This is a genomic window from Azotobacter beijerinckii, assembly GCF_900110885.1.
Classification (GTDB): domain Bacteria; phylum Pseudomonadota; class Gammaproteobacteria; order Pseudomonadales; family Pseudomonadaceae; genus Azotobacter; species Azotobacter beijerinckii.
Window position 1 is genome coordinate 19,017 of sequence record NZ_FOFJ01000004.1, and the last position, 25,702, is coordinate 44,718.

Below are 25,702 nucleotides of genomic sequence, written 5' to 3' on the forward strand. Positions count from 1 at the left end.
ATGTACGGCGCCATGCTTCGTCATCGGCAACCAGGGGCGGGGCGTGTTCCGGCGCGTCGGGGGGCCAGCCGCATGGTGGCCAGGCCGCCCGTGTCGGCACGTCTGTCGAAGCTGGGCGTGAGCCTGTTGAAGACGCTGGGCGGATTGCTGCTGCTGGCAGCCCTCGGGGTGGGCAGCTACTTCCTGGCGCAGCGCCTGTTGCCCTATGCAGATCAGCCGATCGCCGACGTCAAGCTCGAGGGGCACCTGACCTACGTCAGCAACCAGGCAATCCTGGATCGCATTGCGCCCTTCCGTCAGGCCAGTTTCTTCAGTGTCGATCTGGCCGGCATCCGCAACGAGCTGGAGAGCATGTCCTGGATCGCCAAGGCTGAGGTACGTCGTGTGTGGCCGGATCAACTGGTGGTCCATCTGGAGGAGCAGCTGCCGGTGGCGCGCTGGGGCGACGAGGCGTTGCTGAACAATCAGGGCGAGGCCTTCGCACCGAGCGAGGTGTCCCACTACGAGCACCTGCCGCAACTGGTCGGCCCCCAGAGGGCGCAGGAGAAGGTGATGCAGCAGTACCATGTGCTCAACCAGATGCTCAGGCCCCTGGGCTTTTCCATTGCCCGCCTGGAGCTGCGCGAGCGTGGCAGCTGGTTCGTCACCACTGTCCAAGGCATTGAGCTGTTGCTCGGGCGTGATCGTCTTCTCGCCAAGATGCGTCGTTTCAGCTCCATCTACGAGAAGGCCTTGAAAGAGCAAAGTGCGAATATCGCGCGCATCGATCTGCGCTATGCCAACGGCTTGGCCGTGGCGTGGCGCGAGCCGGTCGCGCCCACGGCGGTCAAACCCGCCGCCGTGCAGTGAGTTGAGGAGCAGGCAGAAAATATGGCAAGCGCGCAGAGCGGCAAGATGATCGTCGGTCTCGACATCGGCACCTCCAAGGTGGTGGCCCTGGTAGGCGAGGTGGCAGCTGATGGCCAACTGGAAATCGTTGGGATCGGCTCCCATCCCTCGCGAGGATTGAAAAAGGGCGTGGTGGTGAATATCGAGTCCACCGTGCAGTCCATCCAGCGGGCGGTGGAGGAGGCCCAACTGATGGCTGGCTGCCAGATTCACTCGGCCTTCGTCGGCTTGGCCGGGAACCATATCCGCAGCCTGAACTCCCACGGAATTGTCGCCATCCGCGATCGTGAGGTCAGCCAGGCCGATCTGGATCGTGTGTTGGATGCGGCCCAGGCGGTGGCGATTCCCTCGGACCAGCGGGTGTTGCACACCCTGCCGCAGGACTACGTGATCGACAACCAAGAGGGCGTGCGAGAGCCGCTGGGTATGTCCGGCGTGCGTCTGGAGGCCAAGGTGCACGTGGTGACTTGCGCGGTGAATGCGGCGCAGAACGTCGAGAAATGCGTTCGTCGCTGCGATCTGGAGGTGGATGACATCATCCTTGAGCAGCTGGCTTCGGCCCATGCGGTGCTTACCGAGGACGAGAAGGAGCTGGGCGTATGCCTGGTGGACATCGGTGGCGGTACCACCGACATCGCTATCTTTACCGAAGGAGCGATCCGCCATACTGCGGTGATTCCGATCGCTGGCGACCAGGTCACCAACGACATCGCTATGGCGTTGCGCACGCCGACCCAGTACGCCGAGGAAATCAAGATCCGCTATGCCTGCGCCCTGGCCAAGCTGGCCGGAGCCGGCGAAACCATCAATGTTCCCAGCGTCGGCGAGCGACCCTCGCGGGAGCTTTCCCGTCAAGCCTTGGCGGAGGTGGTCGAGCCGCGCTACGACGAGCTGTTCAGCCTGATCCATGCTGAACTGCAGCGTAGCGGCTACGAGGATCTGATCCCTGCCGGAGTCGTTCTCACCGGGGGTTCGGCGAAAATGGAGGGGGCTGTGGAACTGGCCGAGGAGATCTTCCACATGCCGGTGCGCTTGGGCGTGCCGCATAGCGTCAAGGGAATGGACGATGTGATCAGCAATCCGATCTATTCCACCGGGGTGGGGTTGTTGCTCTATGGGTTGCGGAAGCAGGCCGATGGCGTATCCCCGTCCGGTTCCGGTGGGCACAGCGAAGAAACCAAGATACCCGTCCTGGAGCGACTCAAGCGCTGGTTCCAGGGCAATTTCTGACAACGGCGGCAGGCAGTAAAAAGAAAAGGAAAGGAGAGGGAATATGTTCGAGCTCGTAGACAATGTTCCGCAAAGTGCAGTGATCAAGGTTATCGGTGTCGGTGGGGGCGGCGGCAACGCCGTGAACCATATGGCAGCCACCAGCATTGAGGGCGTCGAGTTCATCTGTGCCAATACGGATGCGCAGGCACTGAAGAACATCACTGCACGAACTGTGCTGCAACTGGGCTCCGGGGTGACCAAGGGCCTGGGTGCCGGCGCCAACCCCGAAGTCGGCCGCGAGGCCGCCATGGAGGACCGCGAGCGTATCGCCGAGGTGTTGCAGGGGACCGACATGGTGTTCATCACCACCGGCATGGGGGGGGGGACCGGTACCGGTGCGGCACCGGTCATCGCCGAGGTGGCGAAGGGGATGGGCATCCTCACTGTGGCCGTGGTGACCCGACCCTTCCCGTTCGAAGGGCGCAAGCGCATGCAGGTTGCCGAAGAGGGTATCCGCCTGTTGGCTGAGCATGTCGATTCGCTGATTACCATTCCCAACGAGAAGTTGCTGACCATCCTCGGCAAGGATGCCAGCTTGCTGTCCGCCTTCGCCAAGGCCGACGATGTGCTGGCCGGCGCGGTCCGGGGCATCTCCGATATCATCAAACGTCCTGGCATGATCAACGTCGACTTCGCCGACGTGAAGACCGTGATGAGCGAGATGGGCATGGCCATGATGGGCACCGGCTGTGCCAGCGGCCCGAACCGTGCTCGCGAGGCCACAGAGGCAGCGATTCGCAATCCGCTGCTGGAGGATGTGCACCTGCAGGGGGCTCGCGGCATTCTGGTGAACATCACTGCCGGTCCCGATCTCTCCTTGGGCGAGTACTCCGATGTGGGCAACATCATCGAGCAGTTCGCTTCCGACCAGGCGATGGTGAAGGTGGGTACCGTGATCGATCCGGATATGCGCGACGAGTTGCATGTGACCGTGGTCGCCACCGGATTGGGTGCGCGCACCGACAAGCCGATGAAAGTGGTGGACAACACCCTGCAGTCGGCCGCTGCTGCGACCCCCGGCGTACCGCGTGGCGATCAGGCGGTGAACTACAAGGACTACGAGCGTCCCACCGTACAGCGCCAGAGCAATGCCGCCAGCGCTACGGCTGCCAAGCTCAATCCTCAGGACGACTTGGACTATCTGGACATTCCTGCCTTCCTGCGCCGTCAGGCTGATTGAATATGTTTATCAGGGGTATTGTTTTGATTGGTGTTAAGCAAAGATCGGTTCTGCTATCATTTTTGCTGTTTGTTGAAAAATATTCGCAACTGCTAGCGGCCAAGCCATGATCAAACAACGAACCCTGAAGAACATTATCCGTGCCACGGGAGTGGGTTTGCACTCGGGGGAAAAGGTTTACCTGACCCTGAAGCCAGCCCCCGTCGACACCGGGATCGTGTTCCGGCGCATCGATCTCGATCCGGTGGTGGAGATCCCTGCCAGGGCCGAAAACGTCGGTGAAACCACCATGTCCACCACGCTGGTCAAGGGTGAGGTCAAGGTGGACACAGTGGAGCATCTGCTGTCGGCCATGGCCGGTCTGGGGATCGACAATGCCTACGTCGAACTCTCGGCGTCCGAAGTGCCGATCATGGACGGTAGTGCCGGCCCCTTTGTCTTCCTGATCCAGTCGGCGGGCCTGCAGGAGCAGGAGGTTCGCAAGAGGTTCATTCGCATCAAGCGCGAGGTAGCGGTGGAGGAGGACGACAAGCGTGCTGTTTTCCTGCCGTTCGACGGTTTCAAGGTGAGTTTCGAGATCGACTTCGACCATCCGGTATTCCGCGGTCGCACCCAGACGGCGAGCGTCGACTTCTCCAGCACTTCGTTCGTCAAGGAAGTCAGTCGCGCGCGGACCTTCGGGTTCATGCGTGATATCGAATATCTGCGTTCGAACAATCTGGCGCTCGGTGGCAGCGTGGATAACGCCATTGTGGTCGACGAGAGCCGTGTGCTGAACGAGGACGGCCTGCGCTACGAGGACGAGTTCGTCAAGCACAAGATCCTCGATGCCATCGGCGATCTCTACCTGCTGGGCAATAGCTTGATCGGCGAGTTCCGGGGCTACAAGTCGGGGCACGCGCTGAACAACCGTTTGCTGCGCACCCTGCTTGAACAGACGGATGCCTGGGAGTTGGTCACCTTCGAGGACCCCTCGGCTGCCCCCATCTCCTACATGAGGCCTGTGGCTGCTGTCTGAGCAAGGTTTTTTCCTTTTCTTTCCCTTTTTCTTAAGGCCACCTGCAGGTGGCCTTTCTTTTTTTGCTACTTGGGCTGGGTATGTCGGGCCAATCGCTCCAGCGCTTCGCGGAGCTTGGGGTCGTCAATGCCCAGGGCCGCGGTCTGGATGCTGTCGGCAGCTGCTGGGGACAGCGTGGCGGTGCGGCTGGGCAAGCCGCCTGTCGGCATTGGGGGCTGCACCTTGAAAAGGATCCTGGTCAGCCCCGTGAAGGCGTCCAGGGCTTGCAGTTGACGTTGCAGGCGGCGTTGCTGGTAGCGCAGTCGGGTGGCCCACTGGCCGTCGGTGATGATCAGCAGCAGGCAGCCCTCGCGCCATGAGGCCACATGGCAATGTTCGCGCGCGGCGGGTTGCAACTGGCTCTCCAGCAGGCTCTGCAGCTGGGCCAGTTGTTGTGCCTGACTGAATAGCGACTTGAGTGGCTTGGCCTCGCGCAACAGCGCGGCAGGGGCTCGGGCCGGCAGGGGACGAAAGGTCATGGCGGTTGGCCTGGGAGTGCGGGCACGCATGGTAGCAGAAGCCATACTCCCCTTGGGGCTGCCCTCGGGAGGGCAATGGTGTTTACAAGCAGGCGACCCTTGGTATTTTCGGTACGTTAGCAGCTCCTGGTGCATGATGCCGCTTTTCTTGCCAAGCGGATTTGCGGGTAGAATGCCCTTTTCCCATCGCGGCCGTTTTTGGCTGCCGGGTCGGCTTCGTGCCCGCCCTCCATTCATATGTGAGGAAGAACCTGTCGATATGTTTGCGCCTTTGTTGAGAGTGCTCTTTGGAAGCAAGAACGATCGTGAAGTCAAGCGCATGCGTCGAGCCGTGCGGGCGATCAATGCCCTCGAAGAGCAGATGGTGGCGCTGACGGACGAGCAGCTGCGCACCAGAACCGAGGAGTTCAGGGAGCGTCTCGGCAAGGGCGAAACCCTCGACCAGCTGTTGCCGGAGGCCTTCGCCGTTGCCCGCGAAGCGGGCAAGCGGGTGATGGGCATGCGCCACTTCGATGTGCAGCTGATCGGTGCCATGGTCCTGCACGAAGGCAAGATCGCCGAGATGCGCACCGGTGAAGGCAAGACCTTGGTGGCAACCCTGGCCGTCTACCTCAATGCCCTGGCCGGCAAGGGCGTGCATGTGGTGACGGTGAACGACTACCTGGCCCGCCGTGACGCCAACTGGATGCGTCCGCTGTACGAGTTCCTCGGGCTTTCCGTCGGCGTGGTCACCCCGTTCCAGCCGCCGGAAGAAAAGCGCGCTGCCTACGCTGCCGACATCACCTACGGCACCAATAACGAATTCGGTTTCGACTACCTGCGCGACAACATGGCCTTCAGCCTGGAGGACAAGTTCCAGCGCGAACTCAACTATGCGGTGATCGACGAGGTCGACTCCATCCTGATCGACGAGGCGCGCACGCCGCTGATCATCTCCGGTCAGGCCGAGGACAGCTCCCAGCTGTACCTGCAGATCAACGCCCTGATTCCGCAGCTGAAGCGTCATATCGAGGAAGAAGAGGGCGTGGTCACCCAGGATGGGCACTACAGCGTCGACGAGAAGACCCGGCAGATCGAGCTGAACGAGCAGGGCCACCAGTTCATCGAGGAGCTGCTGGCTCGTGCAGGCCTGCTGCCCGAGGGCGACAATCTCTACTCCGCCCACAACCTGCCGTTGCTGACTCACGTCTATGCCGGTCTGCGTGCGCACGTCCTGTTCCATCGCAACGTCGAATACATCGTGCAGGGCAACCAGGTGCTGCTGATCGACGAGCACACCGGCCGGACCATGCCGGGCCGCCGCCTTTCCGAGGGCCTGCACCAGGCTATCGAGGCCAAAGAGGGGTTGCCGATCCAGGCGGAAAGCCAGACGCTGGCCTCGACCACCTTCCAGAACTACTTCCGTCTCTACCACAAGCTCGCCGGCATGACCGGCACCGCCGACACCGAGGCTTTCGAGTTCCGTCAGATCTACGGTCTCGACGTGGTGGTGATCCCGACCCATCGGCCGATCGCCCGCAAGGACTTCAACGACTTGGTCTACCTGACCCAGGAAGAGAAGTACGTGGCGATCATCGCCGACATCAAGGAGTGCCAGGCCCAGGGCCGGCCGATCCTGGTGGGGACCGCTTCGATCGAGAGTTCCGAATACGTTTCCTTGTTGCTGAATAAGGAAGGTATTGCGCACCAGGTGCTCAACGCCAAGTATCACGAGAAGGAAGCCGAGATCATCGCCCAGGCCGGTCGTCCAGGGGCGGTGACCATCGCCACCAACATGGCCGGCCGGGGTACCGACATCCTCCTCGGCGGCAACTGGGAGGTCGAGGTCGCCACGCTCGACAACCCGACCGAAGAGCAGGTCGCGCAGATCAAGGCCGACTGGCAGAAGCGCCACCAGCAGGTGATCGAGGCCGGTGGCCTGCATGTGATCGCCTCCGAGCGTCACGAGTCCCGGCGCATCGACAACCAGCTGCGCGGCCGCGCCGGCCGTCAGGGCGATCCAGGCTCGAGCCGCTTCTACCTGTCTCTGGAAGACAATCTGATGCGGATCTTCGCCTCCGACCGGGTGAAGAATTTCATGAAGGCGCTCGGCATGCAGGCCGGCGAGGCCATCGAGCACCGCATGGTGACCAATGCCATCGAGAAGGCCCAGCGCAAGGTCGAGGGCCGCAACTTCGACATGCGCAAGCAACTGCTCGAATTCGACGACGTGGCCAACGAGCAGCGCAAGGTGATCTACCACATGCGCAACAGCCTGCTGGTGGCCGAGGATCTCGGCGAAACCATCGCCGAATTCCGCCAGGAAGTGCTGGGTGCCGCCATCGACCAGCACATCCCGCCGCAGTCGCTGCCCGAGCAATGGGACATCGCCGGCCTGGAGGCTACCCTGCAGGGCGACTTCGGTGTGCAGCTGCCGCTGCGGCAGTGGCTCGACGAGGATGACAGGCTCCACGAGGAGACGCTGCGCGAGCGCCTCCTCGAGGCGCTGCTGGCGGCTTACCGGGAGAAGGAGGAGATTGCCGGTGCCGAAGCCCTGCGCACCTTCGAGAAGCAGATCCTGCTGCGTGTGCTGGACGACCTGTGGAAGGATCACCTGTCGACCATGGATCACCTGCGCCACGGCATCCACCTGCGCGGCTACGCGCAGAAGAATCCCAAGCAGGAATACAAGCGCGAGTCCTTCGAGCTGTTCCAGACCCTGCTCGAGTCGATCAAGCGCGATGCCATCCGCGTGCTCTCCCACGTGCAGGTTCGCCGCGAGGATCCGGCCGAGGAGGAGGAGCGCCTGCGCCGCGAGGCCGAGGCCCTGGCCCGGCGCATGCAGTTCCAGCATGCTGCGGCTTCGGCCTTGGCGCCGCAGACGGAGGACGGCGATCTCGAGGTTGTCGAGGAGTCCGTGCCGGTGCGCCCCGAGCCGAAGATCGGGCGCAACGAGCCCTGCCCCTGCGGTTCCGGCAAGAAGTACAAGCACTGCCACGGGCAGCTCAACTAATGTTGCCCGGCTGCGTTTCGGCGCAGCAGGTTCGGTATGCGCAAAGCTGCATCCGCAACGCCGCGACCGGTCGAACCGGTCGCGGCGTTTTTCCAGCCGTTTTTCGTACCCCTGGTACGCTCATTCAACAGAACCTCTACGAAGGAGCCCTTCATGGCTGTCGGTCTTGGCCCTCTGCCCACCCTGCACCCGGTCCCCGGTTTCGAACTCGGCATTGCCTCCGCCGGCATCAAGCGCCCCGGGCGCAAGGATGTGGTGGTGATGCGCTGCGCCGAAGGCTCCACGGTTGCCGGGGTGTTCACCCTCAATGCCTTCTGCGCGGCACCGGTGATCCTCGCCAAGCAGCGCGTGCAGGGCCCCGTGCGCTACCTGCTGACCAATACCGGCAACGCCAATGCCGGCACCGGCGAGCCGGGCCTTCAGGCGGCCGCGCGCACCTGTCTGCGGCTGGCCGAGCTGGCTGGCGTGGCGGAGGCGGCGGTGCTGCCGTTCTCCACCGGGGTGATCGGCGAACCCCTGCCGGTGGAGAAGATCGAGGCCGCGCTGCCGGCCGCCCTGGCCGATCTCAAGGCCGACAACTGGGCGATCGCCGCCGAAGGCATCATGACCACCGACACCCTGCCCAAGGGCGCCAGCCGGCAGTTCGTGCATGACGGGGTGACCGTCACCGTCACCGGCATCTCCAAGGGTGCCGGGATGATCCGTCCGAACATGGCCACCATGCTCGGCTACATCGCCACCGACGCCAGGGTCGTCCAGCCGGTGCTGCAGGACCTGTTGCGCGATGCGGCGAACAAGTCCTTCAACCGCATCACCATCGACGGCGATACCTCCACCAACGATTGCTGCATGCTGGTCGCCACCGGCCAGGCGGCGCTGCCGGAAATTCGCGAAGCGAAGGGCGAGCTGTTCGCCAAGCTGAAGCAGGCGGTGTTCGAGGTGAGCATGGAAGTGGCCCAGGCCATCGTCCGCGACGGCGAAGGCGCGACCAAGTTCGTCACCGTGCAGGTCAACGGCGGCGCCACCTATCAGGAGTGTCTGGACGTCGGCTACGCCGTGGCCCACTCGCCGCTGATCAAGACTGCGCTGTTCGCCTCCGACCCGAACTGGGGGCGCATCCTCGCCGCCGTCGGCCGCGCCGGCGTGCCGCAGCTCGACGTGAGCCGGATCGACGTCTTCCTCGGCAAGGTTTGCATCGCCAGGCAGGGCGGCCGTGCACCGACCTACACCGAGGAGCAGGGCGCCGCGGTGATGGCCGAGGCGGAGATCGGCATCCGCATCGAGCTGGGCCGGGGCGACTGCAGCGAAACCATCTGGACCACCGACCTGTCCCACGAGTACGTGAAGATCAACGCCGAGTACCGGACGTAAGCGCCGCCTCGCGCCACCGGCTGCGGGCTTCCGGCGGCACTCGCACCGCGAGCGGCCCGCAGCCAAGGAGACTGCCATGTCCCTGACCCTGATCATCGGTAACAAGAACTACTCCTCCTGGTCGATGCGCGCCGCCCTGGTGCTGGAGCTGACCGAGGAGCCCTATACGGAAGTGCGGATTCCCCTGTATCAGCAGGCGAGTCGCGCCCGCCTGCTGAGTCATTCGCCGACCGGCAAGGTGCCGGTGCTGCTGACCGAGGAGGGGCCGATCTGGGACTCTCTGGCAATCGCCGAGTATCTGGCCGAAACCTACGGTGAGTGTCATCTCTGGCCGCGCGGCGAATACGCGCGAGCCGTGGCACGCTCGGTGTGTGCCGAGATGCACAGCGGCTTTGCCGCGCTGCGCAGCCACCTGCCGATGGACCTCCGGCGTCAGCCGAAACCGCTGGCACAGGCGCTGCCGGCGGCCGTGCAGGAGGATATCGGCCGCATCTGCGCGCTCTGGGCCGATTGCCGGCAGCGCTTCGGTGCGGACGGTGCCTTCCTGTTCGGCCATGCCGGCATCGCCGATGCCTTCTACGCGCCGGTGGCGGCACGTCTGCGTGGCTATGCCGTGGCCCTGCCGGAGCCGGCGGCGGCCTATGTTGAAACCCTCTACCAGTGGCCGGCCTTCCAGCGTTGGTACCAGGCGGCCCTGCAGGAATCGGAGACGATCGAATGAAGCGTGTGCATGTCGCGGCGGCGGTGATCCGCGGCGCCGATGGTCGGGTGCTGATCGCCAGGCGACCCGAGGACAAGCATCAGGGCGGCCTCTGGGAGTTCCCCGGCGGCAAGGTCGAGGCGGGCGAGGCGGTCGAGGCCGCCCTGGCCCGCGAGCTGGAGGAGGAATTGGGCATCCGCGTGACTGCTGCCAGGCCGCTGATCCAGATACGCCACGACTATCCCGACCAGTGCGTGCTGCTGGATGTCTGGGAGGTTGGCGCCTTCGCCGGCGAGCCCCATGGCGCCGAAGGTCAGGCGCTGGCCTGGGTCGCTCCGCGGCAGTTGTCGGAGTATGAGTTTCCCGCCGCCAATTATCCGATCGTCGCCGCTGCCCGGCTGCCCGAGCGCTATCTGATCACGCCGGACAATCTCTCTTCGCAGGCGCTGCTGCAGGGCCTGCGGGCTGCCTTGGACGGCGGTATCCGTCTGGTCCAGCTACGCGCGCCGAACATGTACGATCCCGAATACCGCGACCTGGCGGTCGACGTGCAGGGACTCTGTGCCGGACGGGCACAACTGATGCTCAAGGGGCCGCTGGAGTGGCTCGGCGATTTCCCAGCCGCCGGCTGGCACCTGACCGCCCGCCAGCTGCGCGAATACGCTGCCAAGGGCCGGCCCTTCCCGGCCGAGCGCTGGCTGGCGGCCTCCTGCCACGATGCCGAGGAGCTGGCCCTGGCCGCGCAGATGGGGGTGGATTTCGTCACCCTGTCGCCGGTCGAGGCCACCCGCAGCCATCCCGAGGCCAGCCCCCTGGGGTGGGAACAGGCCACCGAGCTGCTGCAGGGTTTCGATCGCCCGGCATTCCTGCTCGGCGGGCTCGCCAGCCAGGATCTGGCACGCGCCTGGCGGGCCGGCGCCCAGGGTATCGCCGGCATCCGCGGGTTCTGGCCAGACTGATCAGCCTGTCGGGCTGGCGGTCTGCCAGATGATTTCCGCCCGGCCTTGGCGGCGGGCGATCAGCCGTGCGGCGACGAACAGCAGGTCGGAGAGCCGGTTGAGGTAGGCGAGGAGTTCCGGGCGCAGCGCTTCGAGGGCGTTCAACTGCTGGCAGCGCCGCTCGGCGCTACGTGCCTGACTACGGCAGACATGGGCCAGGGCGATCAACCGCGAGCCGCCGGGCAGGATGAAGTCCCGCAGGGGCCCCAGTTCCGCGTTCCAGCGGTCGATGGCCGCCTCGAGGCGGGCGATCTCGCCCGCTTCGAGAGCCTGGTAGGCGGGCATTGCCAGTTCGCCGCCGAGATCGAACAGGCGGTGCTGGCAGGGTGCCAGGATTTCGCTCAGTTCGGTGAGTCCGGGCCAGCGCTCTTGGTGCTCGTCCAGCTCGGCGAGCAGCAGGCCGAGCTGGCTGTTCAGACTGTCCACCTCGCCTATGGCTTCCACCCGGGGATGGTCCTTGGCTACCCGGCGGCCGTCGGCCAGGCCGGTTTCGCCGGCATCGCCGGTGCGCGTGTAGATCTTCGAGAGTCGGTTGCCCATGACTGTCCGTACCTTGCAGAAAATGGGTCAGAGCTCGGCGCCTTCCGGGGTTTCGGCCAGCTGCAGGCGCAGGGTGAAGCTGCTGCCCTGGCCCGGCCGCGAATGCACCTCCATCCGTCCCTTGTGGTTGTTGGTGATGATGAAATAGGACACCGACAGGCCGAGGCCGGTGCCCTGGCCGACTTCCTTGGTGGTGAAGAAGGGCTCGAAGATGCGCTTGCGCACGTTTTCGGGAATGCCGACCCCATTGTCCTCGACGATGATCTCCGCCCAGGGCGGATTGGGACGGGTGCGCAGGATGATGCGCCCGGGCAGGCCGTTCTGGCGCTGGTGGATGGATTGGGCGGCGTTCTTCAGCAGGTTGAGCAGCACCTGCTCCAGTTCGTTGGCGATGACCAGTGCCGGGCCGAGGTTCGGATCGAAGTCGCGCTGGATGCGGATGTTCCGGAAGTCGAAGCCTTCTGCTGCGGCGAAGTCGTTGCCGGCGATTTCCAGCGCCTGGTCGATCAGCGGCGGCAGCAGGCTGGGGGCCAGTTGCCGGTCGCTGCGCCGGCTGAAGCTGAGCATGTGGCTGACGATCTTCGCCGCGCGGGTGCCGGCTTGCTGGATGCCGTCGAGCAGCTGCGGTACCTCGCGCCGGGACAGGTAGTCGTTCACCGTCGCCAGGGCGATGCCGCATTCCTCGGCCTGTTCGAGGTTCTTCGGCAGCTCCGGCGAGAGGCGCCGACGAATGTTCTGCACGTTGTGCAGGATGGCTCCCAGGGGGTTGTTGATCTCATGGGCCATGCCGGCGGCGAGGCCGCCTACCGAGAGCATCTTCTCCGACTGCACCATCAGCTCCTCCATGGACAGGCGCTGGGTGATGTCGTCGATGCGGATCACCACGCCGCGCCCGCCGCCGCCCATCAGCGGATAGAAGGTTAGCGCGTAGTGGCGGGGCTCGTCGTTGCGCGGCCAGGTGACGCGCTCGATCTTCTCCACCCGGTGCTGTTCGGCAGTGTGCCTGAGCTGGTCGAGGAACGGCTGCAGCGGCGGGAAGGCGAGAAAGATCGGCTGGTTCAGGGCTTCGTGCAGGGAGGTGCCGGACAGGCTGCTGGCCTCCTGGTTCCACTGGGTGACGTAGAGCTGCTCGTCGAGGGCGATCAGCGCCGAGGGCATGGAGTCGATGATGCTGTTGAGATAGTTCTGGAAGCCGGTGAGCTTCTTCTCGATCTTGCTGCGTACCTGGACTTCCAGCTCCAGCTTGCGATTGAAGCGGCGGGTTTCCTCGGTCAGGGTCTGCGCCTGGTCGAAGGCGCTCTGGGCGTCGTCGCGGGCGCGCTTGAGCTGCTGCTCGCGGGCCTCGATGCGCGACAGCATGGTGTTGAAGGCATCGGCCAGACTGCCGATCTCGTCCTGGTTGCCGCGCTGAGCACGCAGCGAGTAGTTCTCCTCAAGGGTGACTCGGCGCGAAAGCTCCTCCAGCTTGCGGATCGGCCGGGTGATCAGCCGGCGAATCTGCCGGGCGACCAACATCCAGAGCAGCACGCTGAACGCAAGGATCAGCAGGCTAGCGCTGAGGGTGCCGGTGTAGAAGGCCACCGGCAGCTCGCTGGAAGCGACCAGCAGCAGATGGCCGGGGGGCTGCCCCGGCTGCGGTAGCTCGATGAGTTGGGTGGCCCGGAATTCGAGCAGCCGCCAGGCGGGCAGCTTATCGGCGTGTTTCGGCAGGTCCAGGGCGTCGTGCCTCTGCAGTTGGGCGAGCAGCCGTCCGTCGCTGCCATAGAGGGCAGCGCTGCGCAGCGGAGCGTAGGGCTCCAGGCGCTGCAACACCTCCCAGGCCGCTTCCGGAGAGGCGAGGGCCTGGCGGGCGAGTGGCGGGCTGGCGATCAACTGGCCGAGGGCGCCCAGTGCCTGAGGCGTCATGCTCTGCTGGGAGATCCAGTAGGCGGCGCTGATGAAGGCCAGGTTGGCCAGCAGCAGCACGGTGGCGAGCAGGACTATCAGGGCCGCCAGGAGCTTGCGGCCGACCGGCAGGTTTTCGAGGCGCTGACGCAGACCCATGGGCACCACGCGGCAGGGGAGTGAGCGGGCAGGTTAGCGCGGGCTTCAGTCGACCGGCAATCCACGCTCGGCCAGATGCCGCTGCAGACGCTGCTGCAGCGCCTCCAGGCGGGGCAGGCGCAGCTGCCGTCGGCTGGCCTCGCGGCAGGCATGGCCGAGCAGGTAGGCGATCTCGCTGCGTCGACCGCGGGCCACGTCCTGGTGCATCGACGAATAGTTCGCCGCGGTGGCCTGGATCACACGTTCGACCTCTTCCAGCAGTCCCTCGGCGGCAGCTGGCTGCCCGCAGCCGCGCAGCAGTTCGGCCAGCTCGGTACAGAGCGCGGCGACTTCCCGGGCATGCTCCCGCAGGCCGCCATTGCGGCAGTCGTGCAGAACGCTGAGCGGGTTGATCGCGCAGTTGAGGGCGAGTTTGCGCCACAGCCGACTGTGGATCTCCTCGCTCCAGGCATGAGGGATAGCGGCCGCGGCCAGCTCGTCCAGCCAGTCCGGCGGACGGCCCGCATCGCCGAGCCAGGTATGTCCGCGGCCGGCGAACACCACCCGGAAGTCACCGTCGCGGAAGGCGCCCTCGGTGGTCGAGGCGAGTAGGCAGCGGCGTCCCGGTAAGCGGGCGGCCACCGCGTCCTGGCTGCCGAGTCCGTTCTGCAGCAGGACGAGTTCGGCGTCTGCTCCCAGGCGTGGCGCCAGGCGCTCGGCCGCCGGTGCTGCGTCATAGGCTTTGCAGGTCAGGAGCAGGCGGTGGATTGGCGTCGTGGCGTCGAGGCTTTCGGCCGGGATCGGATACAGCCGTTCCGTACCGTCCTCCACCAGCCGCAGGCCGCCGGTGGCCCGGTAGGCGGCCAATCGCTGCGGGTCGCGCAGGATCAGCCGCACCGGCAGGCCGGCGCGGGCCAGGCGCACGGCCCAGAGACTGCCCAGGCTGCCGGCACCGAGCACATGCCAGGTCGTCTCGCCGACCGGGAACGGGGGAACATCGAGCGGGGAGAGGGGCATGGCAGGACTCGTTGGTTGGGGTGGGCAAAGGCAGGGGCGCGCGGTGGCGCGGCCCTGCGATGCGCCACGATCGAACCGTTATAATAAGCGGCCATTTCAACCGTCAAGCCAGGCGCCCGCCGCGATGCCGGCCGCGCCCTAAACTGGAGGAATTCCATGCCCTCGTTCGACGTGGTGTCCGAACTGGACAAGCACGAAGTCACCAATGCCATCGACAATGCGATCAAAGAGCTGGACCGTCGCTACGACCTGCGCGGCAAAGGTAGCTTTGAGTTCAAGGAGAAGACGGTCACCCTGACCGCCGAGGCCGACTTCATGCTCGAGCAGATGATCGAGATCCTCAAGCTGGCCCTGATCAAGCGCAAGATCGATATCCAGTGCCTGGAGTACAAGGATCCCTACGCCTCGGGCAAGGTGGTCAAGCAGGAAGTGGACCTGCGCGAAGGTATCGACAAGGAGCTGGCGAAGAAGATCGTCGCGCTGATCAAGGACGCCAAGCTCAAGGTGCAGGCGGCGATCCAGGGTGAGCAGGTGCGCGTTACCGGCAAGAAGCGCGACGACCTGCAGGAGGCCATCGCGCTGCTGCGTACCCAGGAGCTGGGCATGCCGCTGCAGTTCGACAACTTCCGCGACTGACCCGCTCAGGGCCTCGGGACGCCGTGGCCTGTGCAACCGCTCCGCTCAGGCCGGGGCGATTGCATTGGCGATCGGACCGCGGGTCAGGAGCGCTCGGTCACGGCATCGCCGTCTTCCAGGGGCTCGGGGCCGAGCGGCTGCTGCCGCGACTGCCAGAGAATCAGCAGCAGGGTCGGTACGCCGAGCAAGGCGGTGAACAGGAAGAACTGGCCGTAGCCGTGCTTTTCCACCAGTACGCCGGAATAGCCGCCGATCAGCCGTGGCAGCAGCAGCATGATCGAGCTGAGCAGGGCGTACTGGGTGGCGGAGAACTTCAGGCTGGTCAGGCTCGACAGGTAGGCGACGAAGGCCGAAGTGGCCAGGCCGGAGCTGAAGTTGTCGCAGGAGATGGTCACTATCAGCATTTCGAGATTGGCCCCCATGCTGGTCAGCATGAGGAACAACAGGTTGGTGGCGGCAGAGGCTGCGCCACCGATGAAGAGGATCGGCAGGATGCCGAAGCGGACGATCAGCAGGCCGCCGAAGCCGGCGCCGAGCAGGGTCATGATCAGGCCGAACAGCTTGCTGACGCTGGCGATCTGGTCCTTGCTGAAGCCTTGGTCGATGTAGAACACGTTGGCCATCACGCCGAGCACCGTATCCGACAGCCGATAGGTGGCGATCAGGCCGAGCAGCAGCAAGGCCTGCCAGCGATAGCGATGGATGAAGTCGCTGATCGGAGTCAGCACCGGCGCCAGGCTGCGCCGGCCCATGGTCGACAGGCACAGGGTGGTGAGGATGAGGTAGAGCAGGAAGCGCAGGAAGGCGCGGTCCTCGCCGATCAGCTCGACCACGCCCATGCGGCCCTGCAGCACCAGCAGGATGTCGCTGTTGTAGAGCTGGGTGAAGGTCGCCGGTACCGAGACCATCAGCACGATCAGCACCAGGATCGACAGCATCTGGTGGTTGAAGCTGTAGCGCGCCGCCTCTTGCTGGGTCTGCAGCGGTACCGACGGCTCGCGCATCAGCAGGGTGGTGCTCATGCCGGGCAGCATCAGCAGGGCGAACAGCAGATAGGTGGAGGTCCAGGCGGCGGGCTTGTAGAACTCGCTGGTGGAGCCGAACCAGTCGGCGAAATACAGGGCGCCGGCGGTGGCCAGCAGGGCGGATACCCGGTAGCCGGCCATGTAGCTGGCGGCCAGGGCGGCCTGGCGGCTGCCTTCGGCGATTTCCAGACGGTAGGCGTCTACCGCGATGTCCTGGGTGGCCGAGGCGAAAGCGACCAGCACGGCCAGGGCGATCAGCCAGGGCAGGCTCTGCTGCGGATCGCACAGGGCCATCCCGGCCAGTCCCACGGTGACCAGTGCCTGTGACAGCAGCAGCCAGGAGCGCCGCCGGCCGAGACGGCCGAGCAGCGGCAGGCGCCACTGGTCGAGCAGGGGCGCCCATATCCATTTGAAGGCGTAGGCCAGGCCGATCAGGCTGGCGTAGCCGATGGTTTGACGGGCGACGCCGGCTTCGCGCAGCCAGACCGACAGGGTGGAGAACACCAGCATGTACGGCAGGCCGGCGGCAAAGCCAAGCAGCAACAGGGCCAGGGTGGCGGGGCTGGCATAGGCGGCGAGGGCATCGCGCCAAGGTTTATGGGACATGGGGCTTCGCGGTGTCGTGCAAAGGGCGCACTCTAACCGCAGCGCCATTCGGACGCCAGCCGTGCCGGCCAATATCCACGCGATTGTCGCGAACGGTCAGCCCCTCCGCGCGCAGGCGGGCGCGCTGCTCGTCACCGGCGGGGCTGCCCGCCGGCAGACTGAGGCGGCCCTCGGCGGCGACCACGCGGTGCCAGGGCAGGCCGGTGTCTGCCGGCAATTGCGCGAGGATGCGGCCGACCCAGCGGGCGGCCCGGCCGAGTCCGGCCAGTTCGGCCAGTTGTCCGTAGCCCACCACCTGGCCGGCCGGCACCTGGGCCAGGGTCTGGTACAGGGCCTGCCGGCGGTCGGCGGCGTGCTCCGGGGCGGATTCGAAGGGGTGACTGGGTACGTTGGTGGGAGGCATCGGGGGAACGGCTCCGGGGCTTTGCCAGGAGCCTGCCATTCTACAGGCGCAGTCCGCCATCCAGTTCGAGAATGCGGCCGGTGAAATAGTCGTTCTCGAAGATGAAGGTCGCGGCATGGGCGATTTCCGCAGGCTTGCCCATGCGTTTGAGCGGAATGCCGGCGGTCATCTTGTCCAGCGCCTCGGGGCGCATGCTGGCGGTCATCTCGGTTTCGATGAAGCCAGGGGCGATGGCTGCGACGCGGATGCCATAGCGGGCCAGTTCCTTGGCCCAGACCACGGTGTCGGCTGCCACCCCGGCCTTGGCTGCCGAGTAGTTGGCTTGGCCCATGTTGCCGGCTCGGGAAATGGATGAGATGTTGACGATTGCGCCACGGTTGCCCAGTTCGATCATCTTCGCTGCCACTTCCCGTGTGCAGAGGAATACGCCGGTCAGGTTGACGTCGATCACCGCCTGCCACTGGGCCAGGCTCAGCGTACTTAGTTCGCCATCCTTGACCTTGACGGTCAGGCCGTCGCGAAGGATGCCGGCGTTGTTCACCAGGCCGTTGATCGCCCCGAAATCCTTCGCCACCTGGTCGACCATCTGCATGACCTGTTCCTCGTTGGCGATATTGCACAGATAGGCCCGTGCCTCGCCGCCGGCTGCCCGACAGGCCGCCACGGCGGCGTCGAGTTTTTCCGGGCTGAGATCGACCAGTGCCAGCCTTGCGCCCTTCGCCGCCAGATATTCGGCCATGGCCCGTCCCAACCCCTGACAACCCCCGGTGATGATGATGGTCTTGTCGTTCAGTTGCATCTGCTATCCCTCATTTGGGATGGATTCACTGTTGCCTTGCCGGTGCCATTAGTCGTTATGCTGGGCACCTGTCCACTACGGCGGATCTTCGGCGAGGAGTCATTAAGGTGAGCGTGAAGGTGAAGGACCTAAAGGATGCCCGGCAATTATTACTCAAAGAGTACCGCGGAGCGCTAGCAACCCTGTCCCAGAGCCTCCCTGGCTTTCCTTTCGGATCGGCGGTGCCCTACTGCCTGGATGCGACGGGCCGCCCGCTGATCCTGATCAGCCGGATCGCCCAGCACACCCGCAATCTCCAGGCCGACGGCAGGTGCTCGCTGCTGGTCGGCGAGCGAGGGGCACTCGACGTGCAGGCCACCGGACGCCTGACGCTCGTGGCCGAAGCCCGGCAGTTGCTGGACGAAGCGCAGATCGAAGCTGCCGCCGCCCGCTACTACCGCTATTTCCCGGCCGCGCGCAACTATCATCGTGCCCACGACTTCGATTTCTGGGTGATGGAGCCGGTGCGCTGGCGTTTCATCGGTGGTTTCGGTTCGATCCACTGGTTGGAGGGGGTGGAACTGGCCAACCCCTTCGCCGGTGAGGTCGAAGCCGGTATGATCGCGCACATGAACCGCGACCATGCCGAGGCTCTCGCCCACTATGTCGAGCTGGCCGGACTGCCCGTCGACGAGCCGGCGGAGATGGTCGGCATCGACAGCGAAGGTTTCCATCTGCGCATCGGCCAGGCGCTGTATTGGTTACCCTTGCCAACACCCTGTAACAATCCCGCCATGGTGCGCCAGGCTTTGGTACAGCTGGCCCACGCCGAGGTCTGGCCGGTCGCTGGGCTGGGCGACGCTTGAATTGGCTGCGGGATGGACTCATTTAGTGTAGGAACCGGAAGGCGTCCTTCCGCCCGGGAAAACCATTGATGCGTGCTTTTCTACTGCTGTTTCTGCTGTTCCCCCTGCTCGAACTGGCCGTGATGATCAAGGTCGGCTCGGCGATCGGCGTCCTGCCGACGTTGCTGCTGATCGTGCTCGGCGTGCTGGTGGGGGGGCTGGTGTTGCGTGTTGCTGGTGTGGCGACCGCTTGGCGCGCCCGCGAGCGGCTGGCCCGCGGCGAACTGCCGGAGCAGGAAGTGCTCGAAGGGTTGCTGATCGCCATCGGTGGCGGCCTGCTGCTGCTGCCAGGTTTCGTCAGTGATCTGCTGGCTGTGCCCTGCCTGCTGCCCTTCACCCGTCGCCTGTTGCTGGCTCGCCTGCGGCGGCGCGCCGAAGAGCAGGCGTTGCGCCAGCGGGCCTTCTTCGACGATCTGGCCGCCCGCTCCGGGCAGTCCCGCCCGGATGCCTCCCGGCCCAACGTTATCGAAGGCGAGTACGAGCGCCGGGACGACTGAGTCGCTCCTTTCCTCAGCCCGATCCTGGGGCCTTTGCCCAAGGATCGGGCTCCTTCTCCGCGGTGCCGGTTCGGCTGGTTTCGCACGCCTTGCTTTTCCTCCACGCTGCACCCGGCAGAGTGAAAATTTTTCTCCGGTACCCTTGAAATGCCCTTGAGCGCCCACATCTAGCGGTCACCGCAAGGTTCCTGTCGGACGACAGGCTGTCTTCTGCGGTCCCGCGCTGCGGGCCGCAACCGGCGATGCCGGCTTTTACCAACGGGCCGATGAAGGCATCGGTTGCTGAAACGATAGAAAACTAGGAGAGATCGACAATGAAGCTTCGTCCTCTGCATGACCGCGTCGTGATTCGTCGCAGCGAAGAAGAAACCAAGACCGCAGGTGGCATCGTGCTGCCGGGTTCCGCTGCCGAGAAACCGAACCGTGGCGAAGTCGTCGCTGTCGGCACCGGTCGCGTGCTGGACAACGGCGAAGTCCGTCCGCTGGCCGTGAAGGTCGGTGACAAGGTGGTGTTCGGCCCCTATTCCGGCAACAACACCATCAAGGTCGATGGCGAAGATCTGCTGGTGATGGGCGAGAACGAAATCCTCGCCGTCGTCGAAGCCTGATTCCCGCGAGTCTCCGTAGAAAATCCAAGATTGAGGAACGATCAAAATGGCTGCAAAAGAAGTCAAGTTCGGTGATTCCGCCCGCAAGAAGATGCTGGTAGGCGTGAACGTCCTGGCCGATGCCGTCAAGGCCACCCTCGGCCCGAAAGGCCGCAACGTGGTCCTGGACAAGAGCTTCGGCGCACCGACCATCACCAAGGACGGCGTGTCCGTAGCCAAGGAAATCGAACTCAAAGACAAGTTCGAGAACATGGGCGCCCAACTGGTGAAAGACGTGGCTTCCAAGGCCAACGACGAGGCGGGCGACGGCACCACCACCGCCACCGTGCTGGCCCAGGCGATCGTCAACGAAGGCCTGAAGGCCGTTGCCGCCGGCATGAACCCGATGGACCTGAAGCGCGGTATCGACAAGGCCACCCACGCCATCGTCGCCGAGCTGAAGTCGCTGGCCAAGCCGTGCACCGACTCCAAGGCGATCGCCCAGGTGGGCACCATCTCCGCCAACTCCGACGAGTCCATCGGTCAGCGCATTGCCGAAGCCATGGAAAAGGTCGGCAAGGAAGGCGTGATCACCGTCGAGGAAGGTTCGGGTCTGGAAGATGACCTGTCCGTCGTCGAGGGCATGCAGTTCGATCGCGGCTACCTGTCGCCGTACTTCATCAACAAGCCCGACACCATGGTTGCCGAGCTGGACAACCCGCTGCTGCTGCTGGTCGACAAGAAGATCTCCAACATCCGCGAACTGCTGCCGGTGCTGGAGGCTGTGGCCAAATCCGGCCGCCCTCTGCTGATCGTCGCCGAAGACGTCGAAGGCGAAGCCCTGGCCACCCTGGTGGTCAACAACATGCGCGGTATCGTCAAGGTCGCCGCAGTGAAGGCTCCGGGCTTCGGCGACCGCCGCAAGGCCATGCTGCAGGACATCGCCATCCTGACCGGCGCCACCGTGATTTCCGAGGAAGTCGGCCTGAGCCTGGAAAGCGCCACCCTGGAGCATCTGGGCAACGCCAAGCGCGTCGTGCTGAACAAGGAAAACACCACCATCATCGACGGGGCCGGTGCTCAGGCTGACATCGAGGCCCGCGTTGCGCAGATCCGCAAGCAGGTCGAGGACACTTCCTCCGACTACGATCGCGAGAAGCTGCAGGAGCGTCTGGCCAAGCTGGCCGGTGGCGTTGCCGTGATCAAGGTTGGCGCTGCCACCGAAGTCGAGATGAAAGAGAAGAAGGCCCGCGTCGAAGACGCCCTGCACGCGACCCGTGCGGCAGTGGAAGAGGGTGTGGTCCCCGGCGGCGGCGTGGCTCTGGTGCGCGCCCTGCAGGCCATCGAAGGCCTGAAGGGCGACAACGAAGACCAGAACGTCGGTATCGCTCTGCTGCGTCGTGCCGTCGAAGCGCCGCTGCGCCAGATCGTCGCCAACGCTGGCGGTGAGCCGAGCGTGGTGGTCGACAAGGTCAAGCAGGGCTCCGGCAACTTCGGCTTCAACGCCGCGACCGATACCTATGGCGACATGATCGAAATGGGTATCCTCGACCCGGCTAAGGTCACCCGTTCCGCACTGCAGGCCGCTTCCTCCATCGGCAGCCTGATGATCACTACCGAAGCCATGGTCGCCGACATCGTCGAAGACAAGCCGGCTCCGGCCATGCCGGACATGGGCGGCATGGGCGGCATGGGCGGCATGATGTAGTGCAACGAGAGTCGCTATAGGTAGGAGTACCTAGCGGGCTACATCCTAGGCGGTCACCACATGGTTGGTGGCCGCTTTTCCCGCAAAACAGCTCTAAAAACCCGAGATCCGGGCGACAAAAGCCCGGATTCAGGGTGCCGTCAAGGCGCTAAGGATTCGGCAATTCGTTGCCTAAATATCCGGTCTTCCACCGTGGGGACCATAAAACGATATTCGTACTGAGCCTGTATTTCGCGTTTTGAGTACAGGGGAGGTATGGGAGATCGTGTCCAAAAGCTGGCTGCTCCTATCCGTAGGGCGCAAGCCATAGCTGTCATTGTCTCACCCGAAAACCGCAAGGTAGCCGGGATACGAGACCTTCTGTTCAGCCAGAAAGTAGCCTAGGGACAGTGCGTCGCCGGTAACGGCGGGGTGCGAAGCGTCCTGACAATGTAGCCCCATGATGTCTGTGGTGTGTGGTCGCCGCGAGGCGCCATGCAGACCCTGCGAGCAACACGCGGGCGAGGCGCTAGGCTGGGTGGTACGGCCAACGTAAGTGAACTGCTGATAAACACCGTCAACCGCATGGAGCCAAAGTTGCTGACAGGCTTCGACCAAAAGGGTGCGTGACTGGTTGTCCCTCTTACATCTGGGGACACGCTGACATCGAGTCACCGGTGAACAGGCAGGGCCTAACCCACTCTTGTGATGGTTATGGAACTCGGTAAGCCCGTATTTTCGCCACTGGCTGGTAGAGCGGGGGCAGGTCGACCGCAAGGAAGGCTGTTGAAAGTGCGGGTAAAGGAGGTCGGAAAAAGCGAATGCCGCCCTGTAACGGGGCTGGATAGGGGCCGTTGCCCCGACCCGAAAGGGTGCCCACTTCCGACTGGTCTTTGATCGCGAAAAGGCTTGTAAAGCCATAAAAGCTGGCGTCGTTCGGTCCGACCGGCGGCGTCTGAACAGAAATCCCTCGCGGGGTAGTGAACTCACTCCCCGCAAGGGCGACGTGCGTCCGCTGCTCCTCCGGGGAAATCTTCTTTGGAGGAAAGCAAGATGAGTGCGTCTGAAAAGGAAGTACCTGCGTCCTCCCTCCCGGCCAGCAGTTGGCACACGATCGACTGGGCAACCAGTCATCGGCGGGTGAGAGGGCTACAGGTACGGATCGCGAAGGCAGCCAAGAATCGGCAATGGCGGCAGGTGAAAACCTTGCAGCGCATGCTGGTCCGCTCGTTCGCCGCCAAGGCATTGGCGGTCAAACGGGTCACTGAAAACCGGGGTCGCAGGACTCCGGGCGTCGACGGGGAAACCTGGAGCACGCCTGAAAGCAAATGGAAGGCTATTTTTCGGTTACAGCGCACGGGCTACCGGCCCAGGCCGTTGCGGCGGGTGTACATCCCCAAAGCCAACGGCCAGCGCCGACCGCTGGGAATACCGACGATGCTGGATCGGGCCATGCAGGCGTTATACCTGCTGGCGCTCGAACCGGTGTCCGAGACCACGGCGGACCGGAATTCCTATGGCTTTCGTCCTCACCGTTCCACGGCGGATGCAATCGAGCAATTGTTCGTCAACCTCGGTCGCAAGCACTCTGCGCAGTGGGTCATGGAAGGGGATATCAAAGGCTGTTTCGACAACATCAGTCACGACTGGCTGATCGCCAACGTCCCGCTGGACAAGGCGGTCTTACGGAAATGGCTGAAGGCGGGATACCTGGAATCCGGCCAATTGAACCCCACCGGGGCGGGAACTCCGCAAGGAGGCATCATCTCGCCGGTGCTGGCCAACCTGGCGCTTGATGGTCTGGAAAAGGCGCTCGAATCGCGATTCGGGCAACGCAACACCAAAGCCAGCTACAAGACCAAGGTCAACTATGTGCGGTATGCGGACGATTTCGTCATCACCGGCATCTCGAAAGAGCTGCTGGTGAATGAGGTGAAGCCCGTCGTCGCCGCCTTCATGGCGGAGCGCGGGTTGAGCCTCGCGGCGGAAAAGACGCTGTTCACGCATGTGTCGGAGGGGTTCGATTTCCTCGGGCAGAATGTCCGCAAGTACGGTGACAAGCTGCTGATCAAGCCAGCCCACCGGAACGTCAAGGCATTCCTGGCCAAGGTCAAGGCGTTGATCGAGGGAAACAAGACGGCTCCGGCCAGTCTGTTGATAGACAAGCTCAACCCGGTCATCCGGGGCTGGGCCAACTATCATCGGCCGATAGTCGCCAAGAAGACCTTCAATTACGTGGATTACCGGATATGGAAGTTGTTGTGGCGGTGGTGCAGGCGGCGACATGGAAATCGCTGCAAACGCTGGATCAAGGAGAAATACTTCAAGCGCATCGGTACGCGCAGTTGGGTATTCTCCGGGCAGTATCCCAGCGGCAAACTGGCCACATTGCTGTACGCCGACGACACGACCATACAGCGGCACAAGAAAACCAGAGCGGAGGCCAATCCGTACGACCCGAAAGACGAGATGTACTTCGAGGAAAGGCTGGAATACGCCTGGCGGAGATCGGACGAGGGGAAACGGAGAACGCTGAGGCTGTGGCTTGGCCAGAACAAGCGCTGCCCGATGTGCAAGCAGTTGATCACGTTCGAGACGGGGTGGAACATCCACCACATCATCGAGCGGCACATGGGCGGAGGCGACGAGCTGGACAATCTGGTGCTGTTGCATCCCAACTGTCATCGACAGCTACACAGTGCGGCACCGGCTCTTTCGATTGAGAAAGGGCTTACAAAGGCTTGAGCTGTATGCGGGGAAACTCGCACGTACAGTTCTTAGGGGAGGGGTGGCCAGCAATGGTCGCCCCTTACCCGACAGGCGAGCCGTTCCGCTCCCGGCCTGAAGCTCTGCCTGGCAGGGTGAACGGCTTCCCAGACGCCCCGACTTGTTCGGGGCGTTTGCTTTTCAGGTGTCCCCCGACTTTGGGCTGGGCTCCGTTTGCCTGTCGTTTCCCATCCCTCGTTTTTCCGCGGTTGGCCTTTCCCTTCAGATCAGTTGGATCTCCTCCGGCGTCAGTGGGCGGTACTGGCCGGGCATCAACCCCGGTTCCAGCCGCAAGGGCCCCATGCTTTCTCGGTGCAGACGCAGCACGCGGTTGCGGAAGTGCCCGAACATCCGCTTGACCTGATGGTAGCGCCCCTCGAACAGCGTCAGTCGGGCGCTGTGGCTGCCGAGAGTCTCTAGCCCGGCCGGCTGGGTGACGAGATCCTCGTAGGCGAAGTAGAGGCCGCGGGCAAACACTTCGATGTATTCCGCGTCGATCGGCTCGGCGGTTTCCACGTAATACACCTTGGCCAGCTTGTGCTGCGGATGAGTGATGCGGCGTGACCAGAGTCCATCGTTGGTGATCAGCAGCAGGCCGGTGGTTGTGAGGTCGAGGCGCCCGGCCAAATGCAGATCCTGCCGGTCCGGCTCCTCCAGCAGGTCGAGCACGGTTCGGTGTTGCTCATGGCGGGTGGCGCTGACCACCCCAGCAGGCTTGTGCAGCATGAAATAGCGCGCCGGCCTGCCGGCCTGCAGAACACTGTCATCCAGTTCGATCCGGCTGAATTCACGGATTTCAACGCGCCCGTCGCGAGCCACCTGGCCGTCGACGCGAATCCGTCCGCCGGCCAGAAGCAGGCGGGCGTCCCGGCGGTTGAGGTGGGGCTGATTGCCGAGAAAGCGGTCAAGGCGCATCGGGCATTGTCTCGTCGTGTAGCCGCTGCAGGCAGCGGGGGCACAGGCAGGCCTGGTTGCACAGATCCGCTGGCAGGCACTTCAGCGCGTCGGGATTGGCGGGCTTGGAAAAGCACCAGCATTCGGCGTTCCGAGATGGATTGGCTAGGCCGCAGGCGTTGCCGTCGCCGCACAGGGGGCAGAGCTTGGGATCGGTGTTCAAGGACATGGAAATAATTGCACTTGTATGGTGCGCACTTGGCGTTTCTCACCGAGACAGTGCGCAAGTCCGCCGAAGGGTAATGGTAATGGGAAATCGCTCAAGTTTAGAATGACCATATAAAGTTTGCGATTTTGTTGTCTATTTCGCTGTATGTGATTGTTTTTGGTTGTTTTTATATT

Annotated in this window: 23 protein-coding genes; 14 read left to right on the forward strand and 9 right to left on the reverse strand. The window is 64.0% G+C overall.

What is annotated here, in order from left to right; translation table 11 throughout:
• The 4 genes from BMY22_RS02925 (at position 1) to lpxC (ending at position 4,358) form a co-directional block, all read left to right on the forward strand.
• Positions 1 to 849 carry a cell division protein FtsQ/DivIB gene (locus BMY22_RS02925; protein ID WP_090619436.1) on the forward strand — a complete coding sequence of 283 codons (849 nt, stop codon included), beginning with the start codon at positions 1 to 3 and terminating at the stop codon, positions 847 to 849.
• Positions 850 to 870: 21 nt separating this feature from the next.
• Positions 871 to 2,118, forward strand: coding sequence for a cell division protein FtsA (gene ftsA, locus BMY22_RS02930; RefSeq protein ID WP_090619440.1), 1,248 nt, complete (start codon positions 871 to 873; stop codon positions 2,116 to 2,118).
• 43 nt (positions 2,119 to 2,161) lie between these two features.
• Complete coding sequence (ftsZ, locus tag BMY22_RS02935) at positions 2,162 to 3,340, forward strand: cell division protein FtsZ (protein WP_090619442.1); 1,179 nt, start codon at positions 2,162 to 2,164, stop codon at positions 3,338 to 3,340.
• A 106-nt stretch (positions 3,341 to 3,446) separates the two neighbouring features.
• Positions 3,447 to 4,358: a UDP-3-O-acyl-N-acetylglucosamine deacetylase gene (gene lpxC / locus BMY22_RS02940; RefSeq protein ID WP_090619443.1), complete on the forward strand. Its 912-nt coding sequence runs from the start codon at positions 3,447 to 3,449 to the stop codon at positions 4,356 to 4,358.
• 65 nt (positions 4,359 to 4,423) lie between these two features.
• Here lpxC and BMY22_RS02945 read toward each other — a convergent pair whose 3' ends face one another.
• The gene (locus BMY22_RS02945) at positions 4,424 to 4,876 is read right to left on the reverse strand and encodes a DciA family protein (protein WP_090619445.1); all 453 of its coding nucleotides are present in this window, start codon (positions 4,874 to 4,876) and stop codon (positions 4,424 to 4,426) included.
• A gap of 259 nt (positions 4,877 to 5,135) precedes the next feature.
• On the opposite strand from BMY22_RS02945, the gene secA reads away from it, so the two are divergent.
• From secA to BMY22_RS02965, 4 genes are all read left to right on the forward strand, one after another.
• Positions 5,136 to 7,868 (forward strand): preprotein translocase subunit SecA, encoded by a 2,733-nt coding sequence (gene secA, locus BMY22_RS02950; RefSeq protein ID WP_090619447.1) that lies wholly within the window; start codon positions 5,136 to 5,138, stop codon positions 7,866 to 7,868.
• Between the two features lie 153 nt (positions 7,869 to 8,021).
• On the forward strand, positions 8,022 to 9,239 hold the full coding sequence (gene argJ, locus BMY22_RS02955) for a bifunctional glutamate N-acetyltransferase/amino-acid acetyltransferase ArgJ (RefSeq protein ID WP_090619449.1): 1,218 nt from the start codon (positions 8,022 to 8,024) through the stop codon (positions 9,237 to 9,239).
• 76 nt (positions 9,240 to 9,315) lie between these two features.
• Positions 9,316 to 9,960: a glutathione S-transferase family protein gene (locus BMY22_RS02960; RefSeq protein ID WP_090619450.1), complete on the forward strand. Its 645-nt coding sequence runs from the start codon at positions 9,316 to 9,318 to the stop codon at positions 9,958 to 9,960.
• Positions 9,957 to 10,898: a Nudix family hydrolase gene (locus tag BMY22_RS02965; protein WP_090619451.1), complete on the forward strand. Its 942-nt coding sequence runs from the start codon at positions 9,957 to 9,959 to the stop codon at positions 10,896 to 10,898. The genes BMY22_RS02960 and BMY22_RS02965 overlap by 4 nt, the downstream gene beginning before the upstream one ends.
• On the opposite strand, the gene BMY22_RS02970 is transcribed toward BMY22_RS02965, so the two are convergent.
• The 3 genes from BMY22_RS02970 to BMY22_RS02980 are packed head-to-tail and all read right to left on the reverse strand — an operon-like array spanning position 10,899 to position 14,516.
• Positions 10,899 to 11,477, reverse strand: a complete 579-nt coding sequence (locus BMY22_RS02970; RefSeq protein WP_090619452.1) for a cob(I)yrinic acid a,c-diamide adenosyltransferase — start codon at positions 11,475 to 11,477, stop codon at positions 10,899 to 10,901.
• A 27-nt stretch (positions 11,478 to 11,504) separates the two neighbouring features.
• Positions 11,505 to 13,520: a sensor histidine kinase gene (locus BMY22_RS02975; RefSeq protein WP_090619454.1), complete on the reverse strand. Its 2,016-nt coding sequence runs from the start codon at positions 13,518 to 13,520 to the stop codon at positions 11,505 to 11,507.
• A 45-nt stretch (positions 13,521 to 13,565) separates the two neighbouring features.
• Entirely contained in the window at positions 13,566 to 14,516 is a 951-nt protein-coding gene (locus tag BMY22_RS02980; RefSeq protein ID WP_208599219.1) for a putative 2-dehydropantoate 2-reductase, read from the reverse strand.
• A gap of 156 nt (positions 14,517 to 14,672) precedes the next feature.
• Here BMY22_RS02980 and BMY22_RS02985 point away from each other — a divergent pair, with 156 nt between their 5' ends.
• On the forward strand, positions 14,673 to 15,152 hold the full coding sequence (locus BMY22_RS02985; protein ID WP_090619455.1) for a YajQ family cyclic di-GMP-binding protein: 480 nt from the start codon (positions 14,673 to 14,675) through the stop codon (positions 15,150 to 15,152).
• Between the two features lie 83 nt (positions 15,153 to 15,235).
• On the opposite strand, the gene BMY22_RS02990 is transcribed toward BMY22_RS02985, so the two are convergent.
• From BMY22_RS02990 to BMY22_RS03000, 3 genes are read right to left on the reverse strand one after another with little or no spacing between them, the layout of a single operon-like run.
• Positions 15,236 to 16,783: an AmpG family muropeptide MFS transporter gene (locus BMY22_RS02990; protein ID WP_090619457.1), complete on the reverse strand. Its 1,548-nt coding sequence runs from the start codon at positions 16,781 to 16,783 to the stop codon at positions 15,236 to 15,238.
• Positions 16,773 to 17,186, reverse strand: coding sequence for an MGMT family protein (locus BMY22_RS02995; protein WP_090619458.1), 414 nt, complete (start codon positions 17,184 to 17,186; stop codon positions 16,773 to 16,775). The genes BMY22_RS02990 and BMY22_RS02995 overlap by 11 nt, the downstream gene beginning before the upstream one ends.
• A 40-nt stretch (positions 17,187 to 17,226) precedes the next feature.
• Complete coding sequence (locus BMY22_RS03000) at positions 17,227 to 17,985, reverse strand: SDR family oxidoreductase (RefSeq protein WP_090619460.1); 759 nt, start codon at positions 17,983 to 17,985, stop codon at positions 17,227 to 17,229.
• Positions 17,986 to 18,098: 113 nt separating this feature from the next.
• On the opposite strand from BMY22_RS03000, the gene BMY22_RS03005 reads away from it, so the two are divergent.
• The 5 genes from BMY22_RS03005 (at position 18,099) to ltrA (ending at position 24,385) form a co-directional block, all read left to right on the forward strand.
• Positions 18,099 to 18,830 (forward strand): HugZ family pyridoxamine 5'-phosphate oxidase, encoded by a 732-nt coding sequence (locus tag BMY22_RS03005; RefSeq protein WP_208599222.1) that lies wholly within the window; start codon positions 18,099 to 18,101, stop codon positions 18,828 to 18,830.
• A gap of 68 nt (positions 18,831 to 18,898) precedes the next feature.
• A complete protein-coding gene (locus BMY22_RS03010; protein WP_090619464.1) occupies positions 18,899 to 19,366 on the forward strand; it encodes an FxsA family protein in 468 nt (155 codons plus the stop codon).
• A 314-nt stretch (positions 19,367 to 19,680) separates the two neighbouring features.
• Positions 19,681 to 19,974 carry a co-chaperone GroES gene (locus tag BMY22_RS03015; RefSeq protein WP_089167450.1) on the forward strand — a complete coding sequence of 98 codons (294 nt, stop codon included), beginning with the start codon at positions 19,681 to 19,683 and terminating at the stop codon, positions 19,972 to 19,974.
• 46 nt (positions 19,975 to 20,020) lie between these two features.
• Entirely contained in the window at positions 20,021 to 21,661 is a 1,641-nt protein-coding gene (gene groL, locus BMY22_RS03020) for a chaperonin GroEL (protein ID WP_090619466.1), read from the forward strand.
• A gap of 1,032 nt (positions 21,662 to 22,693) precedes the next feature.
• A complete protein-coding gene (gene ltrA, locus BMY22_RS03025; RefSeq protein WP_090619467.1) occupies positions 22,694 to 24,385 on the forward strand; it encodes a group II intron reverse transcriptase/maturase in 1,692 nt (563 codons plus the stop codon).
• Positions 24,386 to 24,628: 243 nt separating this feature from the next.
• On the opposite strand, the gene BMY22_RS03030 is transcribed toward ltrA, so the two are convergent.
• Both BMY22_RS03030 and BMY22_RS03035 read right to left on the reverse strand, forming a co-directional pair.
• Positions 24,629 to 25,321, reverse strand: coding sequence for a pseudouridine synthase (locus tag BMY22_RS03030; protein WP_090619469.1), 693 nt, complete (start codon positions 25,319 to 25,321; stop codon positions 24,629 to 24,631).
• Positions 25,311 to 25,529 (reverse strand): cysteine-rich CWC family protein, encoded by a 219-nt coding sequence (locus tag BMY22_RS03035; protein ID WP_090619471.1) that lies wholly within the window; start codon positions 25,527 to 25,529, stop codon positions 25,311 to 25,313. The genes BMY22_RS03030 and BMY22_RS03035 overlap by 11 nt, the downstream gene beginning before the upstream one ends.
• Positions 25,530 to 25,702 lie beyond the last annotated feature (173 nt).

What these genes read in the sequence shown, in the direction of transcription:
- BMY22_RS02995 (WP_090619458.1), bottom strand. Translation starts at nt 17,186, where the DNA reads ATGCCTCCCACCAACGTACCCAGTCACCCCTTCGAATCCGCCCCGGAG.
- BMY22_RS03000 (WP_090619460.1), bottom strand. Translation starts at nt 17,985, where the DNA reads ATGCAACTGAACGACAAGACCATCATCATCACCGGGGGTTGTCAGGGG.
- BMY22_RS02945 (WP_090619445.1), bottom strand. Translation starts at nt 4,876, where the DNA reads ATGACCTTTCGTCCCCTGCCGGCCCGAGCCCCTGCCGCGCTGTTGCGC.
- ftsA (WP_090619440.1), top strand. Translation starts at nt 871, where the DNA reads ATGGCAAGCGCGCAGAGCGGCAAGATGATCGTCGGTCTCGACATCGGC.
- BMY22_RS02965 (WP_090619451.1), top strand. Translation starts at nt 9,957, where the DNA reads ATGAAGCGTGTGCATGTCGCGGCGGCGGTGATCCGCGGCGCCGATGGT.
- BMY22_RS03035 (WP_090619471.1), bottom strand. Translation starts at nt 25,529, where the DNA reads ATGTCCTTGAACACCGATCCCAAGCTCTGCCCCCTGTGCGGCGACGGC.
- ltrA (WP_090619467.1), top strand. Translation starts at nt 22,694, where the DNA reads ATGAGTGCGTCTGAAAAGGAAGTACCTGCGTCCTCCCTCCCGGCCAGC.
- BMY22_RS02925 (WP_090619436.1), top strand. Translation starts at nt 1, where the DNA reads ATGTACGGCGCCATGCTTCGTCATCGGCAACCAGGGGCGGGGCGTGTT.
- BMY22_RS02990 (WP_090619457.1), bottom strand. Translation starts at nt 16,783, where the DNA reads ATGTCCCATAAACCTTGGCGCGATGCCCTCGCCGCCTATGCCAGCCCC.
- BMY22_RS02980 (WP_208599219.1), bottom strand. Translation starts at nt 14,516, where the DNA reads ATGCCCCTCTCCCCGCTCGATGTTCCCCCGTTCCCGGTCGGCGAGACG.
- BMY22_RS02975 (WP_090619454.1), bottom strand. Translation starts at nt 13,520, where the DNA reads ATGGGTCTGCGTCAGCGCCTCGAAAACCTGCCGGTCGGCCGCAAGCTC.
- BMY22_RS02970 (WP_090619452.1), bottom strand. Translation starts at nt 11,477, where the DNA reads ATGGGCAACCGACTCTCGAAGATCTACACGCGCACCGGCGATGCCGGC.
- BMY22_RS02960 (WP_090619450.1), top strand. Translation starts at nt 9,316, where the DNA reads ATGTCCCTGACCCTGATCATCGGTAACAAGAACTACTCCTCCTGGTCG.
- BMY22_RS02985 (WP_090619455.1), top strand. Translation starts at nt 14,673, where the DNA reads ATGCCCTCGTTCGACGTGGTGTCCGAACTGGACAAGCACGAAGTCACC.
- BMY22_RS03010 (WP_090619464.1), top strand. Translation starts at nt 18,899, where the DNA reads ATGCGTGCTTTTCTACTGCTGTTTCTGCTGTTCCCCCTGCTCGAACTG.
- groL (WP_090619466.1), top strand. Translation starts at nt 20,021, where the DNA reads ATGGCTGCAAAAGAAGTCAAGTTCGGTGATTCCGCCCGCAAGAAGATG.
- BMY22_RS03015 (WP_089167450.1), top strand. Translation starts at nt 19,681, where the DNA reads ATGAAGCTTCGTCCTCTGCATGACCGCGTCGTGATTCGTCGCAGCGAA.
- lpxC (WP_090619443.1), top strand. Translation starts at nt 3,447, where the DNA reads ATGATCAAACAACGAACCCTGAAGAACATTATCCGTGCCACGGGAGTG.
- ftsZ (WP_090619442.1), top strand. Translation starts at nt 2,162, where the DNA reads ATGTTCGAGCTCGTAGACAATGTTCCGCAAAGTGCAGTGATCAAGGTT.
- BMY22_RS03030 (WP_090619469.1), bottom strand. Translation starts at nt 25,321, where the DNA reads ATGCGCCTTGACCGCTTTCTCGGCAATCAGCCCCACCTCAACCGCCGG.
- secA (WP_090619447.1), top strand. Translation starts at nt 5,136, where the DNA reads ATGTTTGCGCCTTTGTTGAGAGTGCTCTTTGGAAGCAAGAACGATCGT.
- argJ (WP_090619449.1), top strand. Translation starts at nt 8,022, where the DNA reads ATGGCTGTCGGTCTTGGCCCTCTGCCCACCCTGCACCCGGTCCCCGGT.